The sequence below is a fragment of the Photobacterium sp. MCCC 1A19761 genome (assembly GCF_037389125.1).
Classification (GTDB): domain Bacteria; phylum Pseudomonadota; class Gammaproteobacteria; order Enterobacterales; family Vibrionaceae; genus Photobacterium.
Genome location: NZ_JAZGTF010000019.1, coordinates 22939 through 48265 on the forward strand (window position 1 = coordinate 22939; position 25327 = coordinate 48265).

At 51.3% G+C, this 25327-nt stretch carries 16 protein-coding genes; 6 read left to right on the forward strand and 10 right to left on the reverse strand.

Translation table 11 applies throughout. From position 1 onward, the window contains the following. Positions 1 to 285: 285 nt before the first annotated feature. From VV869_RS16560 to pepN, 3 genes are all read right to left on the reverse strand, one after another. Positions 286 to 5115, reverse strand: a complete 4830-nt coding sequence (locus VV869_RS16560; RefSeq protein ID WP_337736031.1) for an NAD-glutamate dehydrogenase — start codon at positions 5113 to 5115, stop codon at positions 286 to 288. 460 nt (positions 5116 to 5575) lie between these two features. Continuing rightward, complete coding sequence (locus tag VV869_RS16565) at positions 5576 to 5797, reverse strand: DUF2835 domain-containing protein (protein ID WP_337736159.1); 222 nt, start codon at positions 5795 to 5797, stop codon at positions 5576 to 5578. A 93-nt stretch (positions 5798 to 5890) separates the two neighbouring features. After that, entirely contained in the window at positions 5891 to 8515 is a 2625-nt protein-coding gene (pepN, locus tag VV869_RS16570) for an aminopeptidase N (protein ID WP_337736032.1), read from the reverse strand. A gap of 398 nt (positions 8516 to 8913) precedes the next feature. Here pepN and pncB point away from each other — a divergent pair, with 398 nt between their 5' ends. Next, a complete protein-coding gene (gene pncB, locus VV869_RS16575; protein ID WP_337736033.1) occupies positions 8914 to 10110 on the forward strand; it encodes a nicotinate phosphoribosyltransferase in 1197 nt (398 codons plus the stop codon). A gap of 99 nt (positions 10111 to 10209) precedes the next feature. Here the strand turns inward: pncB and VV869_RS16580 are convergent, their stop codons facing one another. The 4 genes from VV869_RS16580 to VV869_RS16595 all read right to left on the reverse strand — a co-directional run bounded on the left by VV869_RS16580 (position 10210) and on the right by VV869_RS16595 (position 14375). Next, entirely contained in the window at positions 10210 to 10863 is a 654-nt protein-coding gene (locus tag VV869_RS16580; RefSeq protein ID WP_337736034.1) for a lipocalin family protein, read from the reverse strand. Positions 10864 to 11145: 282 nt separating this feature from the next. Next, entirely contained in the window at positions 11146 to 13146 is a 2001-nt protein-coding gene (gene prc / locus VV869_RS16585) for a carboxy terminal-processing peptidase (protein ID WP_337736035.1), read from the reverse strand. A 17-nt stretch (positions 13147 to 13163) separates the two neighbouring features. Beyond that, on the reverse strand, positions 13164 to 13808 hold the full coding sequence (gene proQ, locus VV869_RS16590; protein ID WP_337736036.1) for an RNA chaperone ProQ: 645 nt from the start codon (positions 13806 to 13808) through the stop codon (positions 13164 to 13166). Between the two features lie 108 nt (positions 13809 to 13916). After that, a complete protein-coding gene (locus VV869_RS16595; RefSeq protein WP_337736037.1) occupies positions 13917 to 14375 on the reverse strand; it encodes a GAF domain-containing protein in 459 nt (152 codons plus the stop codon). 83 nt (positions 14376 to 14458) lie between these two features. Here VV869_RS16595 and VV869_RS16600 point away from each other — a divergent pair, with 83 nt between their 5' ends. From VV869_RS16600 to VV869_RS16620, 5 genes are all read left to right on the forward strand, one after another. After that, positions 14459 to 16306, forward strand: coding sequence for an ABC transporter ATP-binding protein (locus VV869_RS16600; protein ID WP_337736038.1), 1848 nt, complete (start codon positions 14459 to 14461; stop codon positions 16304 to 16306). Between the two features lie 71 nt (positions 16307 to 16377). Continuing rightward, entirely contained in the window at positions 16378 to 17574 is a 1197-nt protein-coding gene (locus VV869_RS16605) for a paraquat-inducible protein A (RefSeq protein WP_337736039.1), read from the forward strand. Continuing rightward, positions 17555 to 20182 (forward strand): PqiB family protein, encoded by a 2628-nt coding sequence (locus VV869_RS16610; RefSeq protein WP_337736040.1) that lies wholly within the window; start codon positions 17555 to 17557, stop codon positions 20180 to 20182. The genes VV869_RS16605 and VV869_RS16610 overlap by 20 nt, the downstream gene beginning before the upstream one ends. 153 nt (positions 20183 to 20335) lie before the next feature. After that, positions 20336 to 21766: a 16S rRNA (cytosine(1407)-C(5))-methyltransferase RsmF gene (rsmF, locus tag VV869_RS16615; RefSeq protein ID WP_337736041.1), complete on the forward strand. Its 1431-nt coding sequence runs from the start codon at positions 20336 to 20338 to the stop codon at positions 21764 to 21766. Between the two features lie 581 nt (positions 21767 to 22347). After that, on the forward strand, positions 22348 to 22941 hold the full coding sequence (locus VV869_RS16620) for an FMN-dependent NADH-azoreductase (protein ID WP_337736042.1): 594 nt from the start codon (positions 22348 to 22350) through the stop codon (positions 22939 to 22941). A gap of 133 nt (positions 22942 to 23074) precedes the next feature. On the opposite strand, the gene VV869_RS16625 is transcribed toward VV869_RS16620, so the two are convergent. From VV869_RS16625 to VV869_RS16635, 3 genes are all read right to left on the reverse strand, one after another. Next, positions 23075 to 23725 (reverse strand): hypothetical protein, encoded by a 651-nt coding sequence (locus VV869_RS16625; protein WP_337736043.1) that lies wholly within the window; start codon positions 23723 to 23725, stop codon positions 23075 to 23077. A 568-nt stretch (positions 23726 to 24293) separates the two neighbouring features. After that, entirely contained in the window at positions 24294 to 24641 is a 348-nt protein-coding gene (locus tag VV869_RS16630; RefSeq protein ID WP_337736044.1) for a carboxymuconolactone decarboxylase family protein, read from the reverse strand. Positions 24642 to 24951: 310 nt separating this feature from the next. Next, positions 24952 to 25266 carry a DUF496 family protein gene (locus VV869_RS16635; protein ID WP_261599959.1) on the reverse strand — a complete coding sequence of 105 codons (315 nt, stop codon included), beginning with the start codon at positions 25264 to 25266 and terminating at the stop codon, positions 24952 to 24954. Positions 25267 to 25327 lie beyond the last annotated feature (61 nt).

The following is a 25327-nucleotide window of genomic DNA, read 5'->3' on the forward strand; positions in this document are numbered from 1 at the left end:
TTTTGATTTTCTTCATCAAAAACAGCGCTTTTCTTGAAATACTCGTCGGGATTCCATAAAAGTAACAGTTTTCAGGCAAACGATTACGCTGTGGTAACAGGATGATCACGCAGATTCGCAACGGATACCCTACCCGCGTTAAATCATATTCCAGACATCAAAGCAGAAACGGAGAACATCAATACATAGCTTCCTTCCAAAGGATAGGCAAAAAAAAACCGCTATGCCGGGGCATAGCGGTTCATTCATCGGTTCAGCGTCAATGTCGTGCCGTGCCAGGGTGCCTTACACGGCTGGACGACAGTTCAGGTTCAGTAACATCAGCTCACGCAGGGCAACCGAGAACTTGGCAAACTCATGGGTGGTCCCCACTTTGAATTCGGCCAGCACGGTGTTCCAGCGCTGAATTGCAACCTTATGTTCTGCTTTCCAGTCTTTAATCAAGACTTCAGCTTCCTTCCCTTCCGGATATGACGTAATAACAGCTGATGTCAGCTGGCGTTGCTGCCAGTCCAGATCTTCGCGGAACGAGGCGCGTGCCAGGGCCTGCCAGTGGTTCTCAACCGGCTGGTTGTGAACCTGCTGCAGGAACCAGTGCAGGGATAGGTCCGCACCTACCACAAAGTACACGCGAGAGATAAAGTTGATGTCTTTATCCAGTTCTTTAGTGATCTGGGCGATATCCAGTGCCGAGTACAAGCTGCTCAGGCGAGCGATCCCGTGTGCCAGCGCTTCAGGTACACCTTGCTCAATCATGACATTCGCTTGATCGTCATGCTCTTTCACTTCTTCAGTGACAAGGTAACTTTCCAAATTATCCTGTAGTTTCTGGACAACCGGCTGGTAGAACGCAATTTGCTGCTCGATACCCAGCTGACGGTCACGGTTACGCAGCATCCAGCGTGTAACGCGGCGCAGCATGCGACGACAGCGATACAGCATGTCGTACTGCACTTGGGCAGCTACCACATTGTCCAGTTCACGGATCTGGTCGAAGAACTTGTCAAAGCCGTAAATCTCACGGCCAACGGCATAAGCAGAAGCGATTTCAGCAACCGATGCCCCTGTCTCTTCCTGCAGACGCGTTACAAAGTTACAACCCATCTCGTTAGACATCTGATTTGCCAACGAGGTTGCAATCAGTTCCTGACGCAACGGGTGCAGATCCATCTTGTCGCTATACTTCTCTTGCAGCTCTTTCGGGAAGTAAGCCGGCAACAGACGGGCATGGTAAGGATCGTTGGCGATCTCATCGGTCACCATCTCCTCTTTCAGAACCATCTTGCCATAGGCAACCAGAACCGCCAGCTCCGGACGAGTCAGGCCCATACCTGATTTTTCGCGCTCAGCCAGGGTATCGTCATCCGGCAGGTATTCCAGGTTCCGATCCAGCTTGCCTTCTTTTTCCAGGTGATGAATAAAGCGAATCTGCTCTTTCAGCAACTGAACTTGCTGCTGCTGCGTGACAGAAATCGACTCGCTCTGACAATAGGCGTCATCCAGAACAATCTCGCCCACTTCATCTTCCATTCGCTCAAGCAGTTCGTTGCGCTGCTTGTAGGTCAGGTCACCACTGGCCACCAGACCATTCAGCAGGATCTTGATGTTGACTTCGTTATCTGAACAGTCAACACCACCTACGTTATCCACAAAGTCGGTGTTGACCAGGCCGCCTGTCTTCGCGAATTCAACACGGCCCAGTTGAGTCATACCCAGGTTACCGCCTTCACCGACGATCTTAGCACGCAGCTCACCGCCGTTAATCCGCAGCACATCATTCGCACGGTCGCCTACATCAGCATTGGTCTCACTGGCCGCTTTGACATAAGTCCCGATCCCGCCGTTCCACAGTAGATCCACTTCCATTTTCAGGATCATCTGGATCAACTCGTTCGGTGGAACGCTCTGCTTGCGGGTACCCAGCAGTTTCTGGACTTGAGGCGTCAGCTTGATCGACTTGCTGCGGCGGGAGAAGATACCGCCCCCTTCAGAGATCAGACTCACATCGTAATCTTCCCAGCTTGAACGCGGCAGGTTGAACAGACGGTTCCGCTCTTCCCAGCTGCTTGCTGAATCCGGATTCGGATCCAGGAAGATATGCATGTGGTTAAAGGCTGCGACCAGTCGGATGTGTTTCGACAGCAGCATCCCGTTTCCGAAGACGTCCCCGGCCATGTCACCGATACCCGCACAGGTAAAATCGGTGGTCTGGCAGTTAATGCCCAGCTCACGGAAGTGACGCTTCACTGATTCCCAACCACCGCGGGCCGTGATCCCCATCTTCTTATGGTCATAACCGTTCGAACCACCGGATGCGAATGCATCGCCCAGCCAGAAGTTATAATCATCAGACACTGAGTTAGCCAGATCCGAGAACGTTGCCGTCCCTTTATCTGCTGCAACAACCAAATATGGGTCGTCGTCATCATGGCGGACCACATCGGCTGGTGGCAGAAGCTCACCATCGACGATATTGTCGGTTACATCCAGCAGCGCACGAATGAAGCGCTTGTAACAACGCTGTCCTTCAGACCAGATTTCTTCACGTGTTGTCATCTGTGGCTGACGTTTACACACGAAACCACCTTTCGCACCAACTGGCACGATAACCGTATTCTTCACCTGTTGTGCTTTCACCAGGCCCAGAATCTCAGTTCGGAAGTCTTCCTGACGATCAGACCAACGCAGACCACCACGGGCAACTTTACCGCCGCGCAAGTGCACCCCTTCGATATCCGGTGCATATACGAAAATCTCGAAGAATGGAACCGGCGCGGGGATTTCCGGAATTTCAGATGGACGCAGTTTCAGGGACAGCCATGGCTTCGGCTTGTCTTGCTCGTCTTTCTGATAGTAGTTGGTACGCTGGGTCGCCAGGATCATTTCCATGTAGCGGCGAATGATCCGGTCGTCATCCAGGCTTTCAACGTTATCCAGTTTCTTATTCAGTCTCGCGATCAAATCCTGCTCGGCTTTTTCCGTGTGCTTCTTCTTCGGATTGAAGCGCAGCGCAAACAGGGACACCAGATCACGAGCCAGGTCGCTGTGATTTGACAGCGTCTCTTCAATATAGTGCTGACTGAACGGGAATCCGACCTGACGCATATAGCGGGCGTAGCTTCGAAGAATCGTGATCTGGCGACCGGTCAGACCGGCACACAGCACGAGGCGGTTGAAACCATCGCTTTCAATATCGTTATGCCAGATGGCTGAGAAGGCTTCCTGGAAGCGGTCACGCGCTTCTGCCAGATCGATTTCATCACAGGCATTGAGCAACATGGCGAAATCAAGGATCCAGTAAACGGTTCCATTGGCAGTGACGATCTCGTATGGTGACTCACCAATCACGCGCAGCCCCAGGTTTTCCAGCATCGGCATCACATCCGACAGATGGATTGGCTCATCGCGATGGAATAGCTTGAGCTTCACAAAGTTGGAGTTCACGCTTTTTTCCTGAGGACGGTAGAACAGCATCCCCAGTTTATTGTCTTCACTCAGGCTTTCCAGTTGCTCGATATCGGCAACCGCAGAGCCCGGCAGCATTTGTTCTTTATATGAGCGAGGGAAAGCGCGCGCATAGTTCTTCGCCAGCGGCGTGCCTTTGTTTTCACCAAAGTTAGCAACCAACGAGGTACTCAGGCGATCTTCCCAAGCAGCAGCGGCTTCAACCAGGTTGTGTTCGATGGCTTTGACGTCCACATCAAAATTATTGTTATCTACGCGCACGATGTAATGAGTTCTCGCTAGCGGACTTTCAGAGAAGAAAGTCGTAAATTCGACATCTTGATCCGAACCAAAGTACTCTTTCAGGATCTTTTGAGTTTTACGGCGCAACTCGGTGTTGTAGCGCTCTTTGGTGACATACACCATGCAGGAGAAGAAGCGGCCGAATGGGTCACGACGCACAAACAGGCGCAGCAGATCACGGTCTTGCATGCGTACCACGCCGCAGCCGACATCTAGCATTTCTTTCTCGTTGGCCTGGATCAGCTCATCGCGCGGATAGGTTTCCAGCAGGTTGTTCAGGGCTTTCCAGGAATGAGAGCCTTCAGAATAGCCACTGGCTTTGAGGATCCGCGACACCTTATTGCTGATCAGCGGAATATTCATCGCCGTCTGATGATAGGCCGTGGACGCATACAAACCGGTGAAACGGTGCTCGCCGACCACATTACCGTTCTTGTCAAAGCGACGAATACCAATGTAGTCAGTGTAAGCCGGACGATGGACTTTCGACTTACCGTTGCTCTTGGTCAGGATTAGCAGATCGGTTTTACGTGCTTCCAGGCGGGCAGATTCCGGCAGCTCAGATAACGTCAGGGAACGGGCTTTGCCGGATTTACTCAGCAAGCCAAGACCGGTTCCTTCACAAGGAAGTAGCTCGTAGTCCCCTTCAATCGGCAGCAGATCGTACTGGTGGTAACCCATGAATGTGAAGTTATGGCGTGTGACCCAATCCAGGAAAGCAATCACCTCATCACGCTGTGCATCGTCAACCGGCAGCTCAGCCGCTTTCAGTTCATTGACGATCTCCTGCATTTTACCCTGCATGGCATGCCAGTCACTGACAACCAGATCGACATCTTGCAGCACTTGTTCTAGTTCTTCTTTGAGTGCTTTCATTTCCGCCTTATCGTTCAGGCGGTCAACCTCAATATGGAACAGGGTTTGCAAATCACCATCCTGACCACAAGCTTCGGTGATCACGCCCTGCTCATTCCGCTTGAAGTAATACGGGCCATTAAGCATCAGGTGGCTTGTGATCCCGAGACGGGTCAGCGTCATGCGGACCGAGTCAACCAGGAATGGACGATCTGGGGTTACAATTTCAACCACAGTGTGGGTCGATTGCCAGCCGTAACGGCTGAGGGTCGGGTTATAAACCCGAACAGAGATTTGATCCGGTTTGTTTTGCACAAGGTGATGCCAAAGGCTCAGCACTGCACCATATAAGTCAGATTCATTCCTTTGCAGCAGATCGTCGTCTGCCAATTGACCTAATAATTTTTGAGCAAAAACTTCTACTAATGACTGCTGCGGGGTCTCAATCTTGTCCTGGATTAAGCCATACACTTTTTCAAGCAGTACCGGCACTATAGGGTCAGGTGCGGTCATAGCAAATGCTCCATCGTCATATTCTATTATCGATCTAGTATAGGGTTTTTATATCAATCCCATGGGCCAATCGAGGTGTATTGGCACACGGTATCGGTATTCGTTCTGTGAGGGCTATTGTAGGGTGTTTTGTTGCGAAAGGGTTACGATAATAACTCTGTAACAGGAAGAAAAAATCGAATATGTGACTAAGGTTAAGATTTTGACTGGTCGGAATATCTGACGGTGATGAAAAGAGCAGCGGTGCCCCTGAATAACGCGGTTCATTGGTCTAACCAATTATTAATACTGTCAATTTTTGTAGTGGTAAATAGCTGAAAACCAGATATCCCATTCGCTCAAAAACCATGCAATGCTGTCCTGCTGGCCCCATTAGACACAAGCAAATGTTAAAAAACAGTAAACAAAAGTATCGTCAAGTCACCGTCATGGGCCAACGATTGACGTTCCGGTGAATCGTTCAGGTTATTTGTTCGATCGCTTCAATTCGGTTCTGGGCATTCACCGTCACCCGAAACCGCCCTTTGACTCCCAACTGACTCAGGAATGGCCGAAACCGGGATGCCGGCAACTGAAGCTTCAATCCATTATCGGTCACGACCAGAACAGTACTGGCAGCGCCTGAGTAATGACCCAGATACGACTGGTAACTGATGTCCATCGAAAAGGTATAGTGTCTCATCATCTCACTTTCAGTTGTCTTTCTTTATCTGCTTTTCAACAGAAACAGGCCCCCGCTTCCGGAGGCCTGATACATGATGGCTGATGGGTCAGTTTACTGATCCAGCGCTTTCTGTACTTTTTCGAACAGATCTTTCGCCAGGTTCTCCAACCCTGCCAGTTTTTCCAGTTCAGCACGCATCAGCGCCTGACGCTGCGCATCATACTGACGGTACTTTAGGAAAGGTTCAATCAAACGCGAAGCCACTTGCGGGTTGCTGGTATTCAACGCGGTCAGGATTTCAGTCAGGAACTGATAGCCTGAGCCGTCTTTCGCGTGGAAGCGTACCGGGTTGTTGGCACAGAAACTGGCCACCAGGCTGCGGGTCCGGTTCGGGTTCTTCAAATCAAATGCCGGATGTTTCATGGTTGCACGGACATTGTCCAGCGCATTCTCGGCAGGATTTTTACCTTGCAGAATGAACCACTTATCCATGACCAAGCCATCATGCGTCCACTTCTCACTGAAGTCAGCCATCTGTGCTTCACGGCACGGCAGCTGTGCGTCATTCGCCGCGACCATGGCAGCCATGGTATCTGTCATATTGTCAGATTGCTGATACTGAGCCGTCGCCAGCTGATCACCATGTTCGGTGTTCGCCAGGAAGGCGAGGCAACGATTGCGCAACGCACGTTTTGCCATCGCGTCGTGGTCAATCGTATAAGCCGGTTGCGCCAGTGAATGGTAAATGGCCGAGAACTCATCAACCATTTCGGTGGCCAGCACTTTTTCCAGCTCACTGACGACATGGTGAATCGCATCCACATCGACAGTTTTATACCAACCGGCAATTTCATTCTCGCTTGGCAGCGTCAGCACTTCTGCAATAAATGCAGGATCCAGGGTCTCATCCAACAGGACACCACGGAACGCATCCACCACAGATTCAGGCAGCGCGAAGGCTTCGCCCTGTTGTACACGACTGACGTTTTCGCGGATGTATTTCGCCAACAGGCTCTGACCGGCATCCCAACGGGCAAAGGCATTGCGGGCATGCACCATCAGGAAGATCAGATCTTCATCACGGTAATCGTATTCCAGGATCACCGGCGCAGAAAACTCACGCAGCATAGAAATAACCGGCTCTTCATCGATTTGGTCAAACTCGAACACCTGCTCAGCTTCCGTCACGTCCAGCACATGGTGAATGGCTTCACCGTTACACTGTAATGCAATTACTTCGCCCTGGCGGTTATACAGCTCGATATCGAACGGAATATGCAGCGGTAATTTCTCCTCCTGACCCGGAGTCGGTGCAGTCTGCTGCTTAATCATGACGCGGTAACGTTTCTGCGCTGCGTCATATTCAGTTGCGACACTCACCACCGGTGTCCCGGCCTGGCTGTACCAGCGACGGAAACGCTCCAGGCTGATCCCGGACGCATCTTCCATCGCCAGGACAAAATCATCACAGGTTGCAGCTGTACCGTCGTGGCGTTCAAAATACAGCTTCATCCCGGCCTGGAAGTTGGCTTCACCGAGCAAGGTGTGCATCATCCGAATCACTTCACTGCCCTTCTCGTACACGGTCAGGGTGTAGAAGTTATTCATTTCAATCACTTTTTCCGGACGGATCGGGTGAGACATCGGGCCGCGATCTTCAGCGAACTGCGGGCCGCGCATGATCCGGACATTATTGATCCGGTTCACCGGACGAGATCCCAAATCCGACGAGAACTCCTGATCGCGGAACACGGTCAGACCCTCTTTCAGGCTCAACTGGAACCAGTCACGACAAGTCACCCGGTTCCCGGTCCAGTTGTGGAAATACTCGTGGCCAATTACGGACTCGATGCCCTGATAGTCGGTATCGGTCGCCGTGGACGGATTCGCCAGAACATACTTGGAGTTAAAGATATTCAGTCCTTTATTCTCCATCGCCCCCATGTTGAAGAAATCGACGGCAACGATCATGTAGATATCCAGATCGTATTCCAACCCGAAGCGCTCTTCATCCCACTTCATGGAGTTGATCAGCGAGGTCATCGCGTAATCCGCCCGGTCCAGGTTGCCTTTGTCGACGAAGATTTCCAGTACGACATTGCGGCCACTCTGGGTGGTATAGCTATCACGCAGTACATCAAAATCACCGGCAACCAGCGCAAAAAGGTAGCTTGGTTTCGGGAACGGGTCCTCCCACTGAACCCAGTGACGGCCATTGTCCAGATCACCGCCATCAACACGGTTCCCGTTGCTCAGCAGGTAAGGCATGGAAGCTTTGTCGGCAATCACCTTGGTTTTAAAGCGCGCCAGGACGTCCGGGCGATCAAGATAGAAAGTGATTCGACGGAAGCCTTCCGCTTCACATTGCGTACAGAAGCCCTCACCTGATTTGTACAAGCCTTCCAGTAAGGTGTTTTCCTGTGGATTGACTTCCGTTTCAATCGTCAACGTAAACTCAGCCGGGACATTGTGAATTGTCAGACCGCTTTCGGTCTCCTCGTACTCAGTCCAGGTTTCGCCATTGATTTCCAGGCGTACCAGCTTGAGACAATCACCGTCGAGCACCAGCGAAGTGGCCTGCTCTGCCTGACGCTTCACCTGGCTTACCGCAACAACACGTGTTGCCGTGTCATGGAGATCAAACTTCAGGTCAATATCCGTAATGGTGTAATCGGGTGCCTGGTAATCAGCGCGGTATTTGGCTGTTGGCTGTGTGGTGGTCGGTTGTTCGGCCATATTCGTTTCCTTGTTTTTTCCGCCATGGCGTTCATGCCATGAGTGAGCGGCTGACACCTGTCATTATTCTGTCTTCGTGGCTGGCGTTCAAGCCCAGCCTGCCGGTTTCATAGACCGGCCCCCGGGGATTCTATTTTCCGGGGTATCCTATTGTCTATAATTAAAAAAGTGATCATAGATCGCCACATGCCCCGAGATACCATAGCAAATACAGGGTTAAAATGACGAAATCCAGAAGATTACCCTTTAAGAAAATAATATGGTGAGTGGACTTGTTGTTTTCAAGGTTTCGGCGTAAGGTACGTCCCTATTTTTTTAGTCTATTTTCGATGCTTACGGTCAAATTAGACTCAAAACAATGTAATATTCTCGGATTGCGATAGACAACTACATTAGCTATGACTCATACAGGACACACTGGGGTAATCGAATCCCTGCTTGATACTGATGCATACAAATTGCATATGCAACAAGCGATCTTTCATCAATACCCTAATATTGAAGCGGCTGCAGAGTTTCATTGCCGTAGCCAAGAAGACCTTCGTCCTTACTGCCGTGAAATTCAAGCCCAGGTCGAAAAACTGGGGGAGCTTTCTTTTTCTGAAGATGAGCTGGCCTATCTGGCAACGCTGCCGTTCTTTCAAGCCGACTATCTGGACTACCTGAAAACTTTTAAACTCAACAGTGCTCAGGTCGAAATCGACGCATCCGGTGACCAACTGAGCATTATGATCACGGGTAAGTGGCTTGATATCATCCTGTGGGAAGTCCCCTTGCTGGCAGTCATCAGCGAAGTTCGCTCGTCAAAATGCTATCCGGAATCCTCGGCACAAGATGCCATTCGTCAACTGAAGCTGAAGCTGGCGGACTTCTATCAACGTGCAGAAGGCACTGATTTAAGTGAGTTCGCCCTGGTTGACTTCGGAACACGGCGCCGTTTCTCCAAAGAAGTCCAAGAGGCGATTGTCGACTATCTCAGCGAGAACGTGCCGGAGTTCAAGGGAACCTCGAACTACCACCTGGCGCATACGCGCGGCCTTACTCCTGTCGGCACCCAGGCACATGAATGGTTCCAGGCGCACCAACAGCTGTCCGGGGAACTGGCAGATTCCCAACAGCTGGCACTTAACCGCTGGTTGCAGGAATACCCGGATTCACTTGGCATCGCCCTGACCGACTGCATCAATATGGATGCCTTCCTGCGTGACTTCGATCTGCGTCTCTCCGAGCGTTTCAGCGGATTGCGTCATGACAGCGGTGACCCGATTGCCTGGGGTGAAAAAGCCATCCGCCACTATGAATCCCTGGGAATTGATCCGAAGAGCAAGACGCTGGTCTTCTCCGACAGCCTGACTTTGCGAAAAGCGCTGGAGATCTACAAACAATTTGCGCATCGCATTAACATCAGCTTTGGTATCGGCACCCAGCTGACTTGTGACCTGCCCGGCGTGGATACACTGAACATCGTCATCAAGCTGACCGAATGTGAAGGCCGCCCGGTTGCGAAGATTTCGGATGAGCCGGGTAAGAGTATTTGCCGGGATGAAGACTATCTGTCACAGCTGCGCCAAGCGTTTCAACTGGCGAACAGCTAAGGGACTATCATCCCCTGTTCATGAAAAAGGCTTGCCTCGGGGCAAGCCTTTTTTATGCTTCATCTCGGATCTCCGGGTAGCCCCAAACAGAAGTCGACGTCATTCGCGAACCATCACCGCTTCCATTCCGAATTGCTTGTTGGTCAGCGTCAGCGTATTTGACCCCAGCTGGAACTGGCTGTCATGCTGCCCGTCTTCGTAAATCAGCACAATCCGATCGTCTTCGATAAAGTAGATCCCCTGGTGCTCCCGCTTGCGGCCATCATCTCCGGAAACTTTTGCCGAAAACAGAAAATCCGGACGCAGAGAAATCTCCAGCCCGGAGACCCCGTCACCGACATCCCGACCTGTAATTCGTGAGGAGCGCCAGTTGCCCGGCAAATTTTCCGGTGCCAGCTTGGTAAACCGCGCACCATCAAGAACAAACTGGTTATAGCTGAGCAGATAACTATGTTGTTGTTCCGGCTGCCCTTTTGCCCGGAAGGTAACCGAACTTTCATCGATATCGTAAATCCCTTCCCAGGCTTCAACCGTACCATCGACTTGCAGGAGGCGGATCACAAACTGATAGGATGACTTGAACTTGATATTCATTGCCCGGTAGCTGACCCCGTCGGTACTGACTCCGTCATCGGTGCTGCTGAACCAATACCAGTCCCCTAATAACAAAGGGTAATCAAACTCTGTTAAATCATCGGCATACGATAGTGAACTCAAGAATAAAGCAACGGCAATCAGTGTCGACTTCAACATAGCGCTACCCCAACAACAAAATGAAGTTCTTCTTAAACCCTAGTCGGCAAATGGGCGCTATGCCTAAAAATGATGAGCAATATCACACTAATTCGAAGGGCCATCTTATTCTTAAGACAGTCTCAGCCACCAGAACCTGCTGTGAATACAATCAGGTACCGAACATCTCGAACATCGCCAGGCAGATACAGCCCCCACCGGCGCATAAAAAAACGGTACCGAATCCGGTACCGTTTCAATCTTTCAACAAGCGGGCTTCAACCCATGACAGTGCTTGTGGTCTTAGCTGGAGACCTTAATAAGATCGGCCGTAATAGCGACTGCTTCATCAAGGTAAGCATCCGGCGCTTCGTAATCTTTTGGAATATCATCCAAGGTTGCGAACACCTTCTTGCCCATCGCTTTCTGACGCTTGTTCAGGCGAGTCAGACGTTCAACGTCGTCTTTCTCCTGCTCAGCAATCCGCTTCTTCTCATTCAGAGAAATCGTATTGATGTCTTTCTCCTGCTGATAACGCTTGATATCTTCCTGGATAAAACTGAACTCCAAATCACGCTTGATGCGTTTTTCATGGTTCGCCACCAGGTTCGTCAACAATGGGGAAAAGTTATGTACTTTCTGGTACTGCGCCGGTTTGATGCTATCCCAAGGCAAGGCATTGTCTTCAACACTTTCACCGGTTTCTGACGGATCAACGGCAGACGGGAACGGCACATCCGGGACAACCCCCAGGTTCTGCGTACTGCCACCGTTAATACGGTAGAACTTCTGAATCGTGTACTGAACATGACCCAGCGGCTGATCAAACAGATCATAAATATGATTCAGCGAACGGTGCTGCTGCACTGTGCCTTTCCCGAACGATTGCTCACCCAGAACCACAGCCCGACCATAGTCCTGCATCGCCGCAGCGAAAATCTCGGAAGCCGAGGCACTATAGCGATTCACCAAGACCGTCAGCGGATTATCGAAATAAACCCGATCATCAGAGTCGCCATTGACCTTGACCCGGCCATAGCTATCTCGGACCTGGACAACCGGACCACTGTTGATGAACAGACCCGTAAGGGCTGTCGCTTCTGTCAGTGCCCCACCGCCATTATTCCGCAAGTCAATCACGATGCCGTCAACCTGCTGATCATTGAGTTTCGCCAACTCCTTCTTGGTGTCTTCCGACAAGCCGACGTAGAAACTTGGGATCTCAATCACCCCGATCTTCCGCCCTTGCGAGAATTTCACCTCGGATTTCACTGCACGATCTTCAAGACGGATCTTGTCGCGTACAATTGTGACATCGTAACTTTTGGTGCTGCTCCCTTCCGGCAGGATCTGCAGCTTCACTTTGCTGCCTTTCGGACCTTTGATCAGTTGGACGACATCATCCAGACGCCAGCCAACCACATCGACCATATCTTTGCCGTCTTGCGCGACGCCGATGATCCGATCCCCGGCAGAAAGACGTTTCGAGTCGGAAGCCGGTCCACCAGCTACCAGCGAGCGGATCACCGTATAGTCATCCACCACTTGCAGCACGGCGCCAATCCCTTCCAGAGACAGGTTCATCTCGGCCTGGAACTGCTCAGCATTTCGTGGTGACAGATAACTGGTATGCGGATCCACTTCGCGGGCAAACGCATTCATATAGATCTGGAACACATCTTCATTGTGAGTCTGTGTCAGACGCTTCAGCGCATTGTTGTAGCGTTTGCTGAGGGTCTCTTTGATCTCCGGCCATTTCTTGCCGGTCAGTTTCAGATTCAGCGCATCATATTTGACTCGCTTACGCCAAATCTCGTTGAGTTCGTTGCGATCTTTCGGCCATGGCAACTTAGAACGGTCAATCACGAAATCTTCATCAGTATTGAAGGTGATTTCCCGATCCAGCAGTGTCAGGGCGTATTGATAACGGTCGTATCGACGTTTAAGAGACTGATTGAATATATCGAAAGCAGCCGTGTTTTCACCACGTTTCAGCTGATCATCAAGCTGATACTGCCACTGTTCAAACTGCTTGATATCTGAAGCAGTCAGGAAGCTTTTATTGAAGTCCAACATTTCGATATAACGGTCAAAAATGCTGGCCGAGAACTGGTCGTCTAAGCTGAATTGTCTGTAATGCGAGCGAGTGAACCGCGACGCTATCCTTTTACTGGCCGTGGCATGCTGCTTTTCAGGCACCAGCGCCGGCAAATCACTTAGCGAATATTTAGCCTCTAGGGCTTGTGCTGAAGCTGCCAGCATCATGCCGGCAGCGATCAGTGAGAAACGGAATCGACATTTCATACGTCGAGCATTCTCCTTTACGAACGAAGGTGCTCCGCTTTTACAACCATGGTCAGTCCATTGGTCAAACGTACACGAACATCGTCCTTATTAATTTCAACGATAGTCGCCGGCATGTTTCCGGTGCCCATGTTGACACTGACAGACTTACCTACGATAACTTCATCAGCATTCAACGCACGGGTCGTTTCTGCAGGCTTTTTATTTAGCTTAGTCGTTTTTTGTTTGGTGCTCTTAGGTTTAGACGATTTAGCGCGAATTTTTTTCGCCTTGTCCTCACCTTCTTTGCCAGCAGCCGCTTTCGCTTCTGCCTGCTCTTTACGGCGAGCACGAACTCGAGCCTTGCTATCCTCGAGCGCTTTTTTCGCGTGTTCTACGTGTTCTTCTTCCAATACGCCACACTCGTTGCCGTCAAGATCAACACGACTGGCGCCGGCTTTCACACCATGCAGGTAACGCCAGGAAGAAGTGTATTGACGCAGCGCAGTACGCAGCTGAGTCTTACTCACCTTCGGGTCTTCGCTCAGACGTTCCGCCAATTCTTGGAAGATACCAATTTTCAGTGGCTTAGCTTCACCTTCAACGGTAAAGCATTTTGGGAAACGCTCAGCAATGTAGGCAATCACTTCTTTACTGTTCGTTAGCTTTTCAGAGTTTTCCATGGACTTTCCTGACAATGCGAGTGAGACTCGCCTTTTGTACTTTAATCAAAAAGAAATTGTCTCGCTATTATAGTTACCTAGCACTGAAAAACCACTGTAAGCATTCAATTAGAGCCTTTTTTGTAGTTCCTTGACAAAACTCACTAGTCCATCCTCATCGGATTGGTCAAATCTTGACAAACTTGGGCTATCAATATCCAGCACACCGTATAACTCGCCGTTCACACGAAACGGAATCACGATCTCAGAATTACTGGCCGCGTCACAGGCAATATGCCCTTCAAACTGATGAACATCCGCAACGCGCTGCACTTTGTCCTCGGCGATCGCCGTACCGCACACGCCGCGCCCGACCGGGATGCGCACACAGGCTGGATTGCCCTGGAAAGGACCAAGCACCAACTGTTCGCCTTTCAAAAAGTAAAAGCCGGCCCAGTTAATATCTTCTAACTCCATAAAGAGTAACGCACTAATATTAGAGATATTAGCAATCAAATCCGACTCGCCTTCGATCAGTGATACCGCTTGTTTCGTGAGTCTTTCGTAAAACGCTGACTTATTTTCCATGGCTTACTCCTTGCTTAGCCTCTAAAATAAAACCCTTTGCAATAATAGGAATCATTATCACTGTGAAAGGCAACGAAAACCAAATGATTAACTGGTCTTGGCTGGTAACGCAAGCAAAACATCATCGGCCACGGCTCATTGCCGCCAATATCATCGCCGTTCTGGCGACACTGATCAGTGTGCCCATCCCCCTGCTGATGCCGCTCATGGTTGACGAGATCTTGCTGGATAAGCCCGCTCAGGGTATTGAGTTCCTTAACTTTTTCCTGCCTCAATCACTACAAACGCCCACCGCATACATTTTCCTGGTGCTGTTGTTTGTCGTGCTGATGCGGATCAGCAGTCAGGCATTAAATATTTTACAAAGTCGTCAGTTTACCCTGGTTGCAAAAGACATCACCTTCAATATTCGCCGCCACCTGCTCGATAAGCTCGGCCGGATCAGCATGCGCCAGTATGAAGAAAAAGGCAGCGGCGGCATCACCTCGCATCTGATCACTGACGTGGAAACCATCGATAAATTCGTCGGTGACACTCTGAGCCGTTTTCTGGTCGGCCTGCTCACGGTGGTGGGCACCGCGGTGATCCTGCTGTGGCTGAACTGGCAGTTGGGGCTGTTCATTCTGCTGGTTAACCCGGTCGTGGTTTATGCTTCCAAGAAAATGGGCAACCGGGTCAAAACCCTCAAGCGAAAAGAAAACCAGGCATTTGAGAAATTCCAGCAACGCCTGGTGGAAACCCTGGATGGGCTCTACCAGTTACGCGCCTCAAACCGGGAGCGGGAATATCTGACCCAACTCAAAGCCAGTGCTGATAACATCCGCTACGACGCCGACAAATATGCCTGGCAATCCGAAGCCGCCGGCCGGATCTCATTCCTGTTGTTTCTGATCGGCTTTGAGCTGTTCCGGGCCATGGCGATGGTGATGGTACTGTTCACCGATCTGACCATCGGCCAGATGTTCGCCGTGTTCGGCTACCTGTGGTTCATGCTTGGCCCGGTTCAGGAGCTGCTCGGCATTCAGTTTGCCTGGTACGGTGCCTCAGCCGCCATGCAGCGACTCAATGGCCTGATTGCGCTGGAAGAAGAAGTCCGCCCGGTTGCAACCGTCAATCCGTTCAGAGCCGGGGAAAGTCTGCAAATCGATGTCCGTAATCTGCGCTTTGCCTACGATGAAGATAAAGAAGTACTTCGTGGCCTGAACCTGTCGATCCCGGCCGGAAAACGGATCGCGCTGGTTGGCTCCTCCGGTGGCGGGAAGTCAACGTTAATCCAGCTTCTGCTGGGGATTTATCAAAAAGACAGCGGCGATATCCTGATTAACGGCGCTCCGGTTGAAGACGTCAGCTACGAAGCGCTGCGGGAAAAAATGGCGGTGGTGTTACAGCACCCGGTGCTGTTCAACGACACTCTGCGCAACAACCTCTGCATGGGTGCGCACTTTAATGATGAACAGCTCTGGCAAGCCTTGGACATTGCCCAGATGATGGACGTCACCGAACGGCTCACCAAAGGCCTGGATACCGAGATTGGCCGTCAGGGGATCCGCCTTTCCGGCGGTCAGCGGCAACGTCTGGCAATCGCCCGGATGATCCTGGCCAATCCGGACTTTGTGATCCTGGATGAGGCAACGTCAGCGCTCGATACCGCGACAGAAGCTGCCTTACATAAAGCCCTGAATGAGTTTCTGGCCGACCGAACCACACTGATTGTTGCTCACCGTTTATCTGCGGTTAAGCAAGCTGATTTAATCTATGTGCTTGAAGACGGCCAAGTCAGCCAGTCGGGTACGCACGCTGAGCTCGTGAATGAAACCGGGTTATACCAGACCCTGTATGGTTCCATTCAGTCATCAGAACCCCATGCGAACTCAGCCACAGAAGCTCGAGTCGAACCACAAGGGGCTGTAGCCAGAGTGAATGTAAAATAATATAGTGTTCATAATTGATAATAGCGGCCCTTGAGCCGCTATTTATTTGCATAGTAAAGGATTAAACCACCATGTCACTGGCAAGACGATGTCCCGGATGCGATTTAGCCATCATGCCGCAAGTCGCTCAACAAGGACAAAGTGCCTATTGCCCTCGCTGCAATACCCGATTATACCGAGGCGGCACTTCACGATTTAACAGTGAGCTGGCTATTGCCCTGGCGTGTCTGATCCTGTTCATTCCCGCGCATGTATTACCGCTCATTACGATCCGCCTGTTCGGCGTGATGATCCCGGCAACGCTGCCGTCAGGCACCTTTACCCTGGCAGCCGACTTTCCTATTGTCGCCTTGCTCATCCTGTTTTGCAGCAGCATCGCCCCGCTACTGGTCAGCCTCTCGGTACTCGGCGCTCAGGCTGGCCTGAAATGGCGGCGATTTTCTTTGTTCCGTCTCTCGGTACTCACGATCGAGCACCTGCGCAACTGGGCAATGTTTGATGTTTTCCTGGTCGGCCTGGCGATCTCCTGCTTTAAAGTGCAGGATTATGCCGACATCTATGTCGGCCCGGGCCTCTACTCGTTGATCATTCTGCAAATCCTGATGTCATTACTGATCACCCGGGTCAGCGTCCATCGCTATTGGGAAGCCTGGCAACCGGAAGGCGAACATAATGATGACGAGCTGAAAGCCCAGTGCCATAGCTGTCATTTAACCCAGGCTCAGGGCGATCACTGTATTCGCTGCACGGCACCGCTGTATCACCGGATACCTCACTCGATTCAGAAGACCTGGGCGTACTTGATCGCAGCCACGATTTTTATTTTTCCGGCCAACCTGTATCCGATTTCCATTTTTCTCAATAACGGGAAGCGGGTCGAAGATACCATTTTTTCCGGCGTTGCATCACTGGTGAAAAACGGCATGGGCGGCATCGCGGCGATCATTTTCATCGCCAGTATCGTGGTGCCCGTTGCCAAAATTCTCGGCCTGGCGTTTCTGCTGCTGGCCATCCAGTTCAAACGCCGGGTCAACCACCTGCACCGGATGGTGATCTTCCGGATTATTCAATGGATTGGCAAATGGTCAATGATTGATTTGTTTGTGATTTCAATTATGGTCACCCTGATTGACCGTGACCAACTCCTCGATTTTACACCCGGCCCGGGCGCGATTGCCTTCGGGGTTGTGGTTGTACTTACCATGCTGGCTGCTGAAAGCCTGGATTCTCGTCTGATATGGAACAATTATGAACGACAGACTCGATAACCAAGAACCAGAACCTGTAAACATTAAACGAGATCGCGGCATCTCTCCTCTTTGGATTCTCCCTCTGCTCGCACTCGTTTTAGCCGGATGGCTGGTCTACAAAGCGGTCAATGAAGCCGGCCAACGAATTAAGATCCACTTCAGTGATGCGGCGGGCCTGACTGCCGGTCGCACGACCATTCGCTACCAGGGCCTTGAAGTCGGTATGATCCGCGATGTCGTTCTGTCGAAAGATCTGAAAAGCATTTATGTCGAAGCCGACATCTATCCGGAAGCCGTCAAAACCTTGAAAGAAGGCACCCAGTTCTGGCTGGTGAAACCCAAAGCCTCGATTACCGGTATTTCCGGGCTGGATGCGCTGGTGTCGGGCAACTACATTGCCATGCAACCCGGTCAGGGAGACAGTGCCTATGAGTTTACGGCCCTGGATACCCAGCCTTCCGACCTGACGCTGGGCGAAGGGCTGAAAATCCAGCTCCGCGCGCCGAGCCTTGGGTCGGTGAACATCGGCTCTCAGGTCATGTACAAGCAAATCCCGGTGGGTGAAGTGTATAACTACACCCTGAGTGAGAGTAAAAAGCGCGTCCTGATCGACCTGTTGATCAAGCCGCAATATGCTGAGTTGGTGACCAATAAAAGCCGCTTCTGGAATGTCAGTGGTATGAGCGCCAATGTCGGTTTCAACGGCATTGATGTACAGTTTGAAAGTTTGTCGGCCATGATCGGCGGCGCAATTGCCTTTGACTCGCCGGATGAAGGTGTGGCCATTCCCCCCGGAAAACAGTTCCGCCTGTATCCGGATTTGAATACTGCCGGGCGCGGGATCGCGATCACCATCGAGCTCCCGGACAACAACAACGTTAGTGCCAACGGCGCGCCAATCATTTACCGCGGCCTGGAGATCGGCAAGATCTCCGATCTGCGTCTTGATAAGCAGCGCCAGAAAGTTGTGGCGCATGCGGCCATCGAACCGAGTATGAGCGAGCTCCTGACCACCGGCTCACGGATCCTGCTGGAAGAAGCCGAAGTCTCTCTCACCGGCGTCAAGAATATCGGCAACCTGATCCGGGGGAACTTCCTGACCCTGATCCCCGGTAACGGCGAAGACGCGCGACGTTTTGTTGCCATCACCCAGGATCAACTGCTGGAGCAACAACCCGGTATCGCGACCTTCGCCCTGTACGCCGATCACAGTCATGGCGTGAAACGCGGCACCCTGTTGAAACACCGGGGCCTGGAAGTCGGCCGGGTTAAAAGTGTCACGCTGGAAAGCAACCGGGTACGGTTTGATGTGGTTGTGCTGCCGGAGCACACTGCGCTGGTTCGCTCAGCCAGCCGCTTCTATCTAGACGGCGGAATTGATGCCACCATCAGCGCCCAGGGACTAAATGTGAATGTGCCGCCGGCCGATCAACTGATTAGTCAAAGTATCAGCTTTACCAGCAGCGGCAGCCGTAAGATCCTGACCCACTACCCGCTTTACGAGAGTAAACAGCTGGCGACCCTGGCGGCCGAGCAGCAGCAAGGTCAGTCGACCTTTACCCTGTTTGCTGACGAGCTGCCGCCGGTTTCAGCCGGAAGCCCGGTGCTGTATCGCAATCTGCCGGTGGGCGAAGTTAAAGACTACGCCCTGACCCATGACGGTGTCACGGTCAGCCTGGCGATCAAGAATAAGTACCGTCACCTCATTAATGGCGAAACTGTGTTCTGGAATCGTTCCGGCGTGGAAGTTGAAGCCGGGATCGGGGGCTTCAATATCAAGGCCGATCCTCTGGCCACACTGGTCAAAGGTGGTATTGCGTTTGACACCCTGCCGGGCATCGCGAACAAAACCGCACATCGCTTCAAGCTTTATCCAAGCCTGAAAGATGCGAAAAACTTCGGCCTGACCATTACCCTGACCGCGAGTGATGCCAAAGCCGTTTCCGTCAATAGCGACATTCGTTATCAGGGCGTCAACGTCGGTAAAGTGCTGGAAATTATTCCGAACTTCAAGTCCGGAAATGTCAGCATTCAGGCGCGTCTGTTCCCGCAATATGCCGGACAGCTTGCCAAAGCCGATAGCCATTTCTGGCTGGTCACACCGAAGATCAGCCTGTCCGGCACCAAGAACCTCGACTCTCTGCTCAGTAGCTACATTGCCGTTGAGCCCGGCACCGGCAGTTATTCTCAGACCTTCACACTGGGGAAAACAGAACTGGCCAAAACCGGTTTGACAGTGATCCTCGAAAGTGAAGAGCGCGGCTCCGTCAGCGAAGGGACGCCACTGCTGTATCGCGATATGCAAGTGGGTCAAGTCGTCAATGTGTCGCTGGGTGAGCTTGCCGATCGCGTCATTATTGAAGCCCAGGTTGAGGAGTCCTACAGTCACCTGGTTCGCACCGACAGCGTGTTCTGGAATGTTTCCGGACTGGATGTCACCATCGGCCTGACCGGTGCCAATGTGGAAAGCGGCACGGTCGATAGCCTGCTTCGCGGCGGGATTGCTTTCGCAACACCGGAGCAACAGCCTTTATCACCGATTGCCGAACCAGAATCTCATTTCCTGCTGCACCGGCAAGCCAAGCCGCAATGGCGAGAGTGGCGCACTGCCATTCCCCGTCACTGAAACATGACATCCCAGCCATAAGAGTCAAAGGAGTCAAAGGAGTCAAAGGAGCGCACCCGCGCTCCTTTTTTCGTGTGAGTCCCCGCTGAGAATCGATTATTCACCGACTTTGGTATAGACTCACGCCCCAAGCTAGTTAACTGAGACATTCCCTTGCATCCGAACATCCACCTTCCTGAAGCTTACCTTGAGCAGATCCGCCAAATCATGCCAGAGCACCTGAGCATGGATGAGTTCATCGCCTGTTGTAAAACCCCGCTCCGCCGCAGCATCCGGGTTAACACCCTGAAGATCAGTGTGGCTGATTTCCTGGCGCGGGTTGCAGACAAAGACTGGACGCTGACCCCTGTTCCCTGGTGTGAAACCGGCTTCTGGATTGAGCGTGAAGACGAAGACAGCGTGTCGCTTGGCAACACGGCCGAGCATATGGCCGGGCTGTTCTATATTCAGGAAGCCAGTTCGATGATGCCGGTGACCGCCCTGCTCAAAGACAATGATCGCTTGGACTGCGTCCTTGATATGGCTTCTGCCCCCGGCTCTAAAACAACCCAAATCGCCTGCGCCATGGAAAACCGGGGCGCGCTGGTTGCCAATGAACTGGCAGCCAGCCGGATCAAAGTGCTGCACGCCAACTTGCAACGCTGTGGTGTGTACAATACAGCCCTGACCCATTTCGATGGCTGTGTCTTTGGCGGCTGGGCGCCGGAGTCTTTTGACTCCATTTTGCTCGATGCGCCCTGCTCCGGTGAAGGCGCGATTCGTAAGGACGAAGATGCCATGGCGAACTGGAGCCTGGCATCGGTTGCAGACATCGCAAGCGTCCAACGCGATCTCATCGTCAGTGGTTTTCAGGCCTTAAAACCAGGTGGTGTTATGGTCTACTCGACCTGTACCCTGAACTTGCAGGAAAATCAGCAAGTCTGCCATTATCTGAAAGAAACTTTTGGTGACGCGGTCACATTTGAGCCTCTGGGCAATCTGTTCCCTGGCGCCGAGCAAGTCCTGACGGAAGAGGGATTCCTGCATGTTTACCCTCAGGTGTTCGACAGTGAAGGTTTTTTTGTTGCCCGGATCCGTAAACATCAATCCGTAGAATCCCCAAAAGTGAAAAAGCGACTCGGGAAATTTCCATTTAGCCTTGCCGGTGAACAAGAGCAGGCGCAAATTACCGCCAGCCTGAAAGCGGATCTGGATATTGCAATCCCGGCAGGAAGTGAGATTTGGCTTCGAGACAAAGAAGTCTGGCTGTTTCCGGCCAACCTGCGCGCACTGCTCAGTGAAATTCGATTTCAGCGGATCGGTGTAAAACTCGCCGAGCAGCATAAGAAAGGCTACCGCTGGCAACATGAAGCGATCATGACCCTGGCAAGCGGTCGTGAATCCGTGGCAACCGAGCTTACAGCACCGCAAGCGAAAGAATGGTTCATGGGTCGGGATATCCGCCCGGAAAACTTAAGTGGCCAAGGGGAAGTGATTATCACCTATCGTGACTACCCGATTGGCATCGGCAAATGGGTTGGCAACCGCATTAAAAACGGCCTGCCGCGTGAGTTGGTTCGTGATAAAAACCTATTTGAATTCTGACCGGTATCACGATGGGGATCATCAAAGGGTCTAGTTTAAAATAAACCTGACGCCAGTTTTTCAGCACAAGTGTCAGAATTGAATGACATTCTCATTGCCAAAACTGGCAAATTATACTGCTTGAACTACCATTGATAGTGTAATTGATCTCCATTTACTAACCAGTTAGCGCAAGGCTCTCACGAGCCATTCCCCTAAGCCCGAAACAGGAGTCGTTTCGGGCTATTTTTTGCCTTTTCTCTGCCATCTCCCCTGCCTGCTGATCCCCATCTGAATCAAGGTTGGGTCAAGCACATCGGAAAAACGATTGCATCACTGCCAACGAAGGTAACGCCGGTTTCTTCAGAAAGGAAACAACCGTCGCGTTCATCAATCAAATCGGGCTTTGTCCCTCTATCAAACAGAATCTCATTCTCGACCAAGAACAAAATTAAAAATAAGCCATTGAATTAAATGAATATTATGAACATGACAGCTCCATCAATAAATTTGAACAACTTGCACGATATTTTCCACTATCATCGCCCGTTGCTCTCCCATATATTGACTGCCAAGCACGCAACACTGTGAAGGAATGAACCATGTCAAACGTACTTGTTTTAAAATCCAGCATTCTTGGCGACTACTCTCAATCAAACGGCCTGATTGATCACTTAATGGCTTCTTGGGAAGGCAAAACCACGGCAATCATTGAACGTGATCTGGCAGCGAACCCGCTTCCGGTTCTGGATGGTGAACTCGCCGGCGGCCTTCGCGGCGGAGATAATCTGAACGCCCGCCAGCAAGAAGCCCTGGCGCTGTCTGATCAACTGATTGAAGAGATTCAAGTCAGTGACACCCTGGTGATTGGCGCGCCAATGTACAACTTCACCATCCCGACACAGCTGAAAAACTGGTTTGACTTGATTGCCCGTGCAGGTGTGACGTTCTCATACACCGAAACTGGCCCAGTAGGACTGCTGACAGGGAAAAAAGCAATCCTGGTGACGACCCGTGGGGGCATGCACAAGGATGGCGGTACCGATCATATGGTGCCTTACCTGAAAACGGTTCTGGGATTTATCGGAATTACCGATGTTGAAGTGGTTTACGGTGAAGCCCTGGCCATGGGCGAAGAAATGGCAGCAAACGGCATTGCCGCAGCAAAAGCTGACCTCGAAAGCCTGAGCGCCTGATTACCTGATAATCACGCTGATCCATCCCTTTCTGGCATTCAGGAATGCCCGAAATCGATTCTACTGCTAAAAGTGACAAGATTGTTCTGGATATTCCAGCCTTATCCGTCGATACGGATAAGGTTTTTTTCCATTATGCCGACGCAAAAACCTGATATTGAGCCACTTGCTGCCGGAATAAGGACATCACGTCTGAAAACTCAGGAATGAGTGTCATCGTCCCGCTTTCAGGTTCATAAAACCCGATTTCTCGGTGCGCCGGTCGAAACATCAGCCTGAACCCTTGCTCCGTTGGCTGGATCCCGAATTCATCCTCCCGATAGACCTTCTGATTGTTGTCATAACAGTCAGAAAAGAATCGCAACAGCTCATGTGCCGCCGGGGACTTAAACATCTGATCTCCAATGGTTGCACCATTACAGTCCGAAGCTATCACCCGAAACCCCTGCTCACTGTATTTCATCAACTCAAACAGCCGATGCCGCTGGGCCTGTGTTGGCTTCACCGCCGTATGGACTCGCCCGCGTGCTTCATAACGGATGATTCCGGTAGCAACCATCAGATTGACAATGGTCAGTTCATCGCAAGCGCCTTGCATTTCTTCCGGCAGCAACGCAGCCACAGCGCGATGATATTGCCGGTGGTCCAGATCCGATCGCTGCAAATTCAGTAAGCTGCCATCTGGCAATACATACCCGCCATCTTTCTGAATCCGCGTTACCCCAAAATGTGACACCAGTTGTGAGATCAATGCCTCACCGTTTTGTTGTTTTATGTTATTCATAGCACCTATCCATCTGAAATAAGTCCCAAATTTTCAGATAGATTTATGATTCATCACTCAATAAGAAAAATCAGTGCGACAACTCTCATTATTTATAATATTCCCAATACAAATCAAGGAAGCCTCAACTGCCCTCACAAATCTGGCGGCCTCGCAGGACTTCTCCGCCTCATGGATGAGTCCATGCGGTCATTTGAATGACTGGACGATTCATCAACCTGGGCTATAATCAATATTGAAAAGCGTTTCTTTCTGCCAATAGGTCTTACAGAGATGAGGGGAAAGAGGAGCAACCACGTAAGTTTCTGGGCTTGCAGCGTGGTCAACGAGAGCAAAAGCATAACCCTGTCGTCGCTAACTCTCGACGCGCTTTTCACACTCTTCCTTGAGAGGATCATCCACCTGCATACTGCAGGTTTTTTTATTGCTCATTTTCCATGGTGATTCACAGGGCACGCCTCAGCAATTGCGTGATCACTGTGGCAGCGCTCCATGTTTGCAGATGAAGTTTGCGGATGAATCACCTAACCCTCAGTTTCCAATTCTGACGTTTCTACACCGGCAAGTGTCATACTTCCCAATCCGGCGCGCCTGTTTGGTTCGAGGGAGTTAGCCGATCTTCCGCCCAACTTAAGGCAGCCATCACACATGGAAAACCCAGCGTACTGATCAGCAGGATCAGGCTATGGCGAATTTCTTCGGCACTCGCCCCGGCCGCCAGGGCCCGTTGGGTGTGGCTGTGCACCGCCCCTTCCGAACGACAGGCTGCCGCCGCTGCCAGTTGCAGCAGCTGCGCGGTTTTCTCGTCAACCGGTCCTGATTGCTTTGCCGTTTTTCCAAGCGATTCCACGGCGTCCAACAGTGACGGGTATTCTTGCTGCATCCTGCGGTACTGTGTTGATGGTTGTTCCGACATAGCTCCTCCTCACACGTCAGGCTTCATCTGGGCAGCTTCCGGGCAGATGACGATGTGACGGCATAACTGCCACAGTCAACCCGCAGCCGCGATGCCGGGCCCTTTGATGATTCGCCTCAGTTCAACATTTCGGTCTCTAAAGCGTAGCTGCTGAAACGGATCATTAGGCGTCCTAACTTCAATTCAAACCTACCGCTTACCCTCAAAGGCAATTCTGTTCAAACGGCAACAAAAAACCCGGCCAGGCCGGGTTTCGGTATTCAGGGTTCAACGAAACACCTTCAATGATTACGGTGTTATCGCAACGCCATCATGATTTTGGCTTTGAAGCCAGCTCCGCTTTCTTCAGCTCTGTTACTTTTTTGCTGATTTCACGGCGTTCTTTTGACAACTCTGCGCTGATAATAATGTGATCATCCACGCGGTCTTCATAGTCGCCTTTCATGTTCTGGATGATTTCAACGATCTGCTCATGCGTCATATCTTCCTGGATATAATCCAGCAGGTTTTCCAGCAGCTCAACACGTTTCCGGTTATCACGGACCTTACGATCGTTATCCAGAATTTCACGCTTCAACTTATTTTTGCGGCGTGTCTGGCGAACCAATTCAAGGATAGTGCTCATGGTTTGTCCTTCTATGAAACTACATTTCCCAACTAAGCTCGTTATAACAGAAAGTTATGTT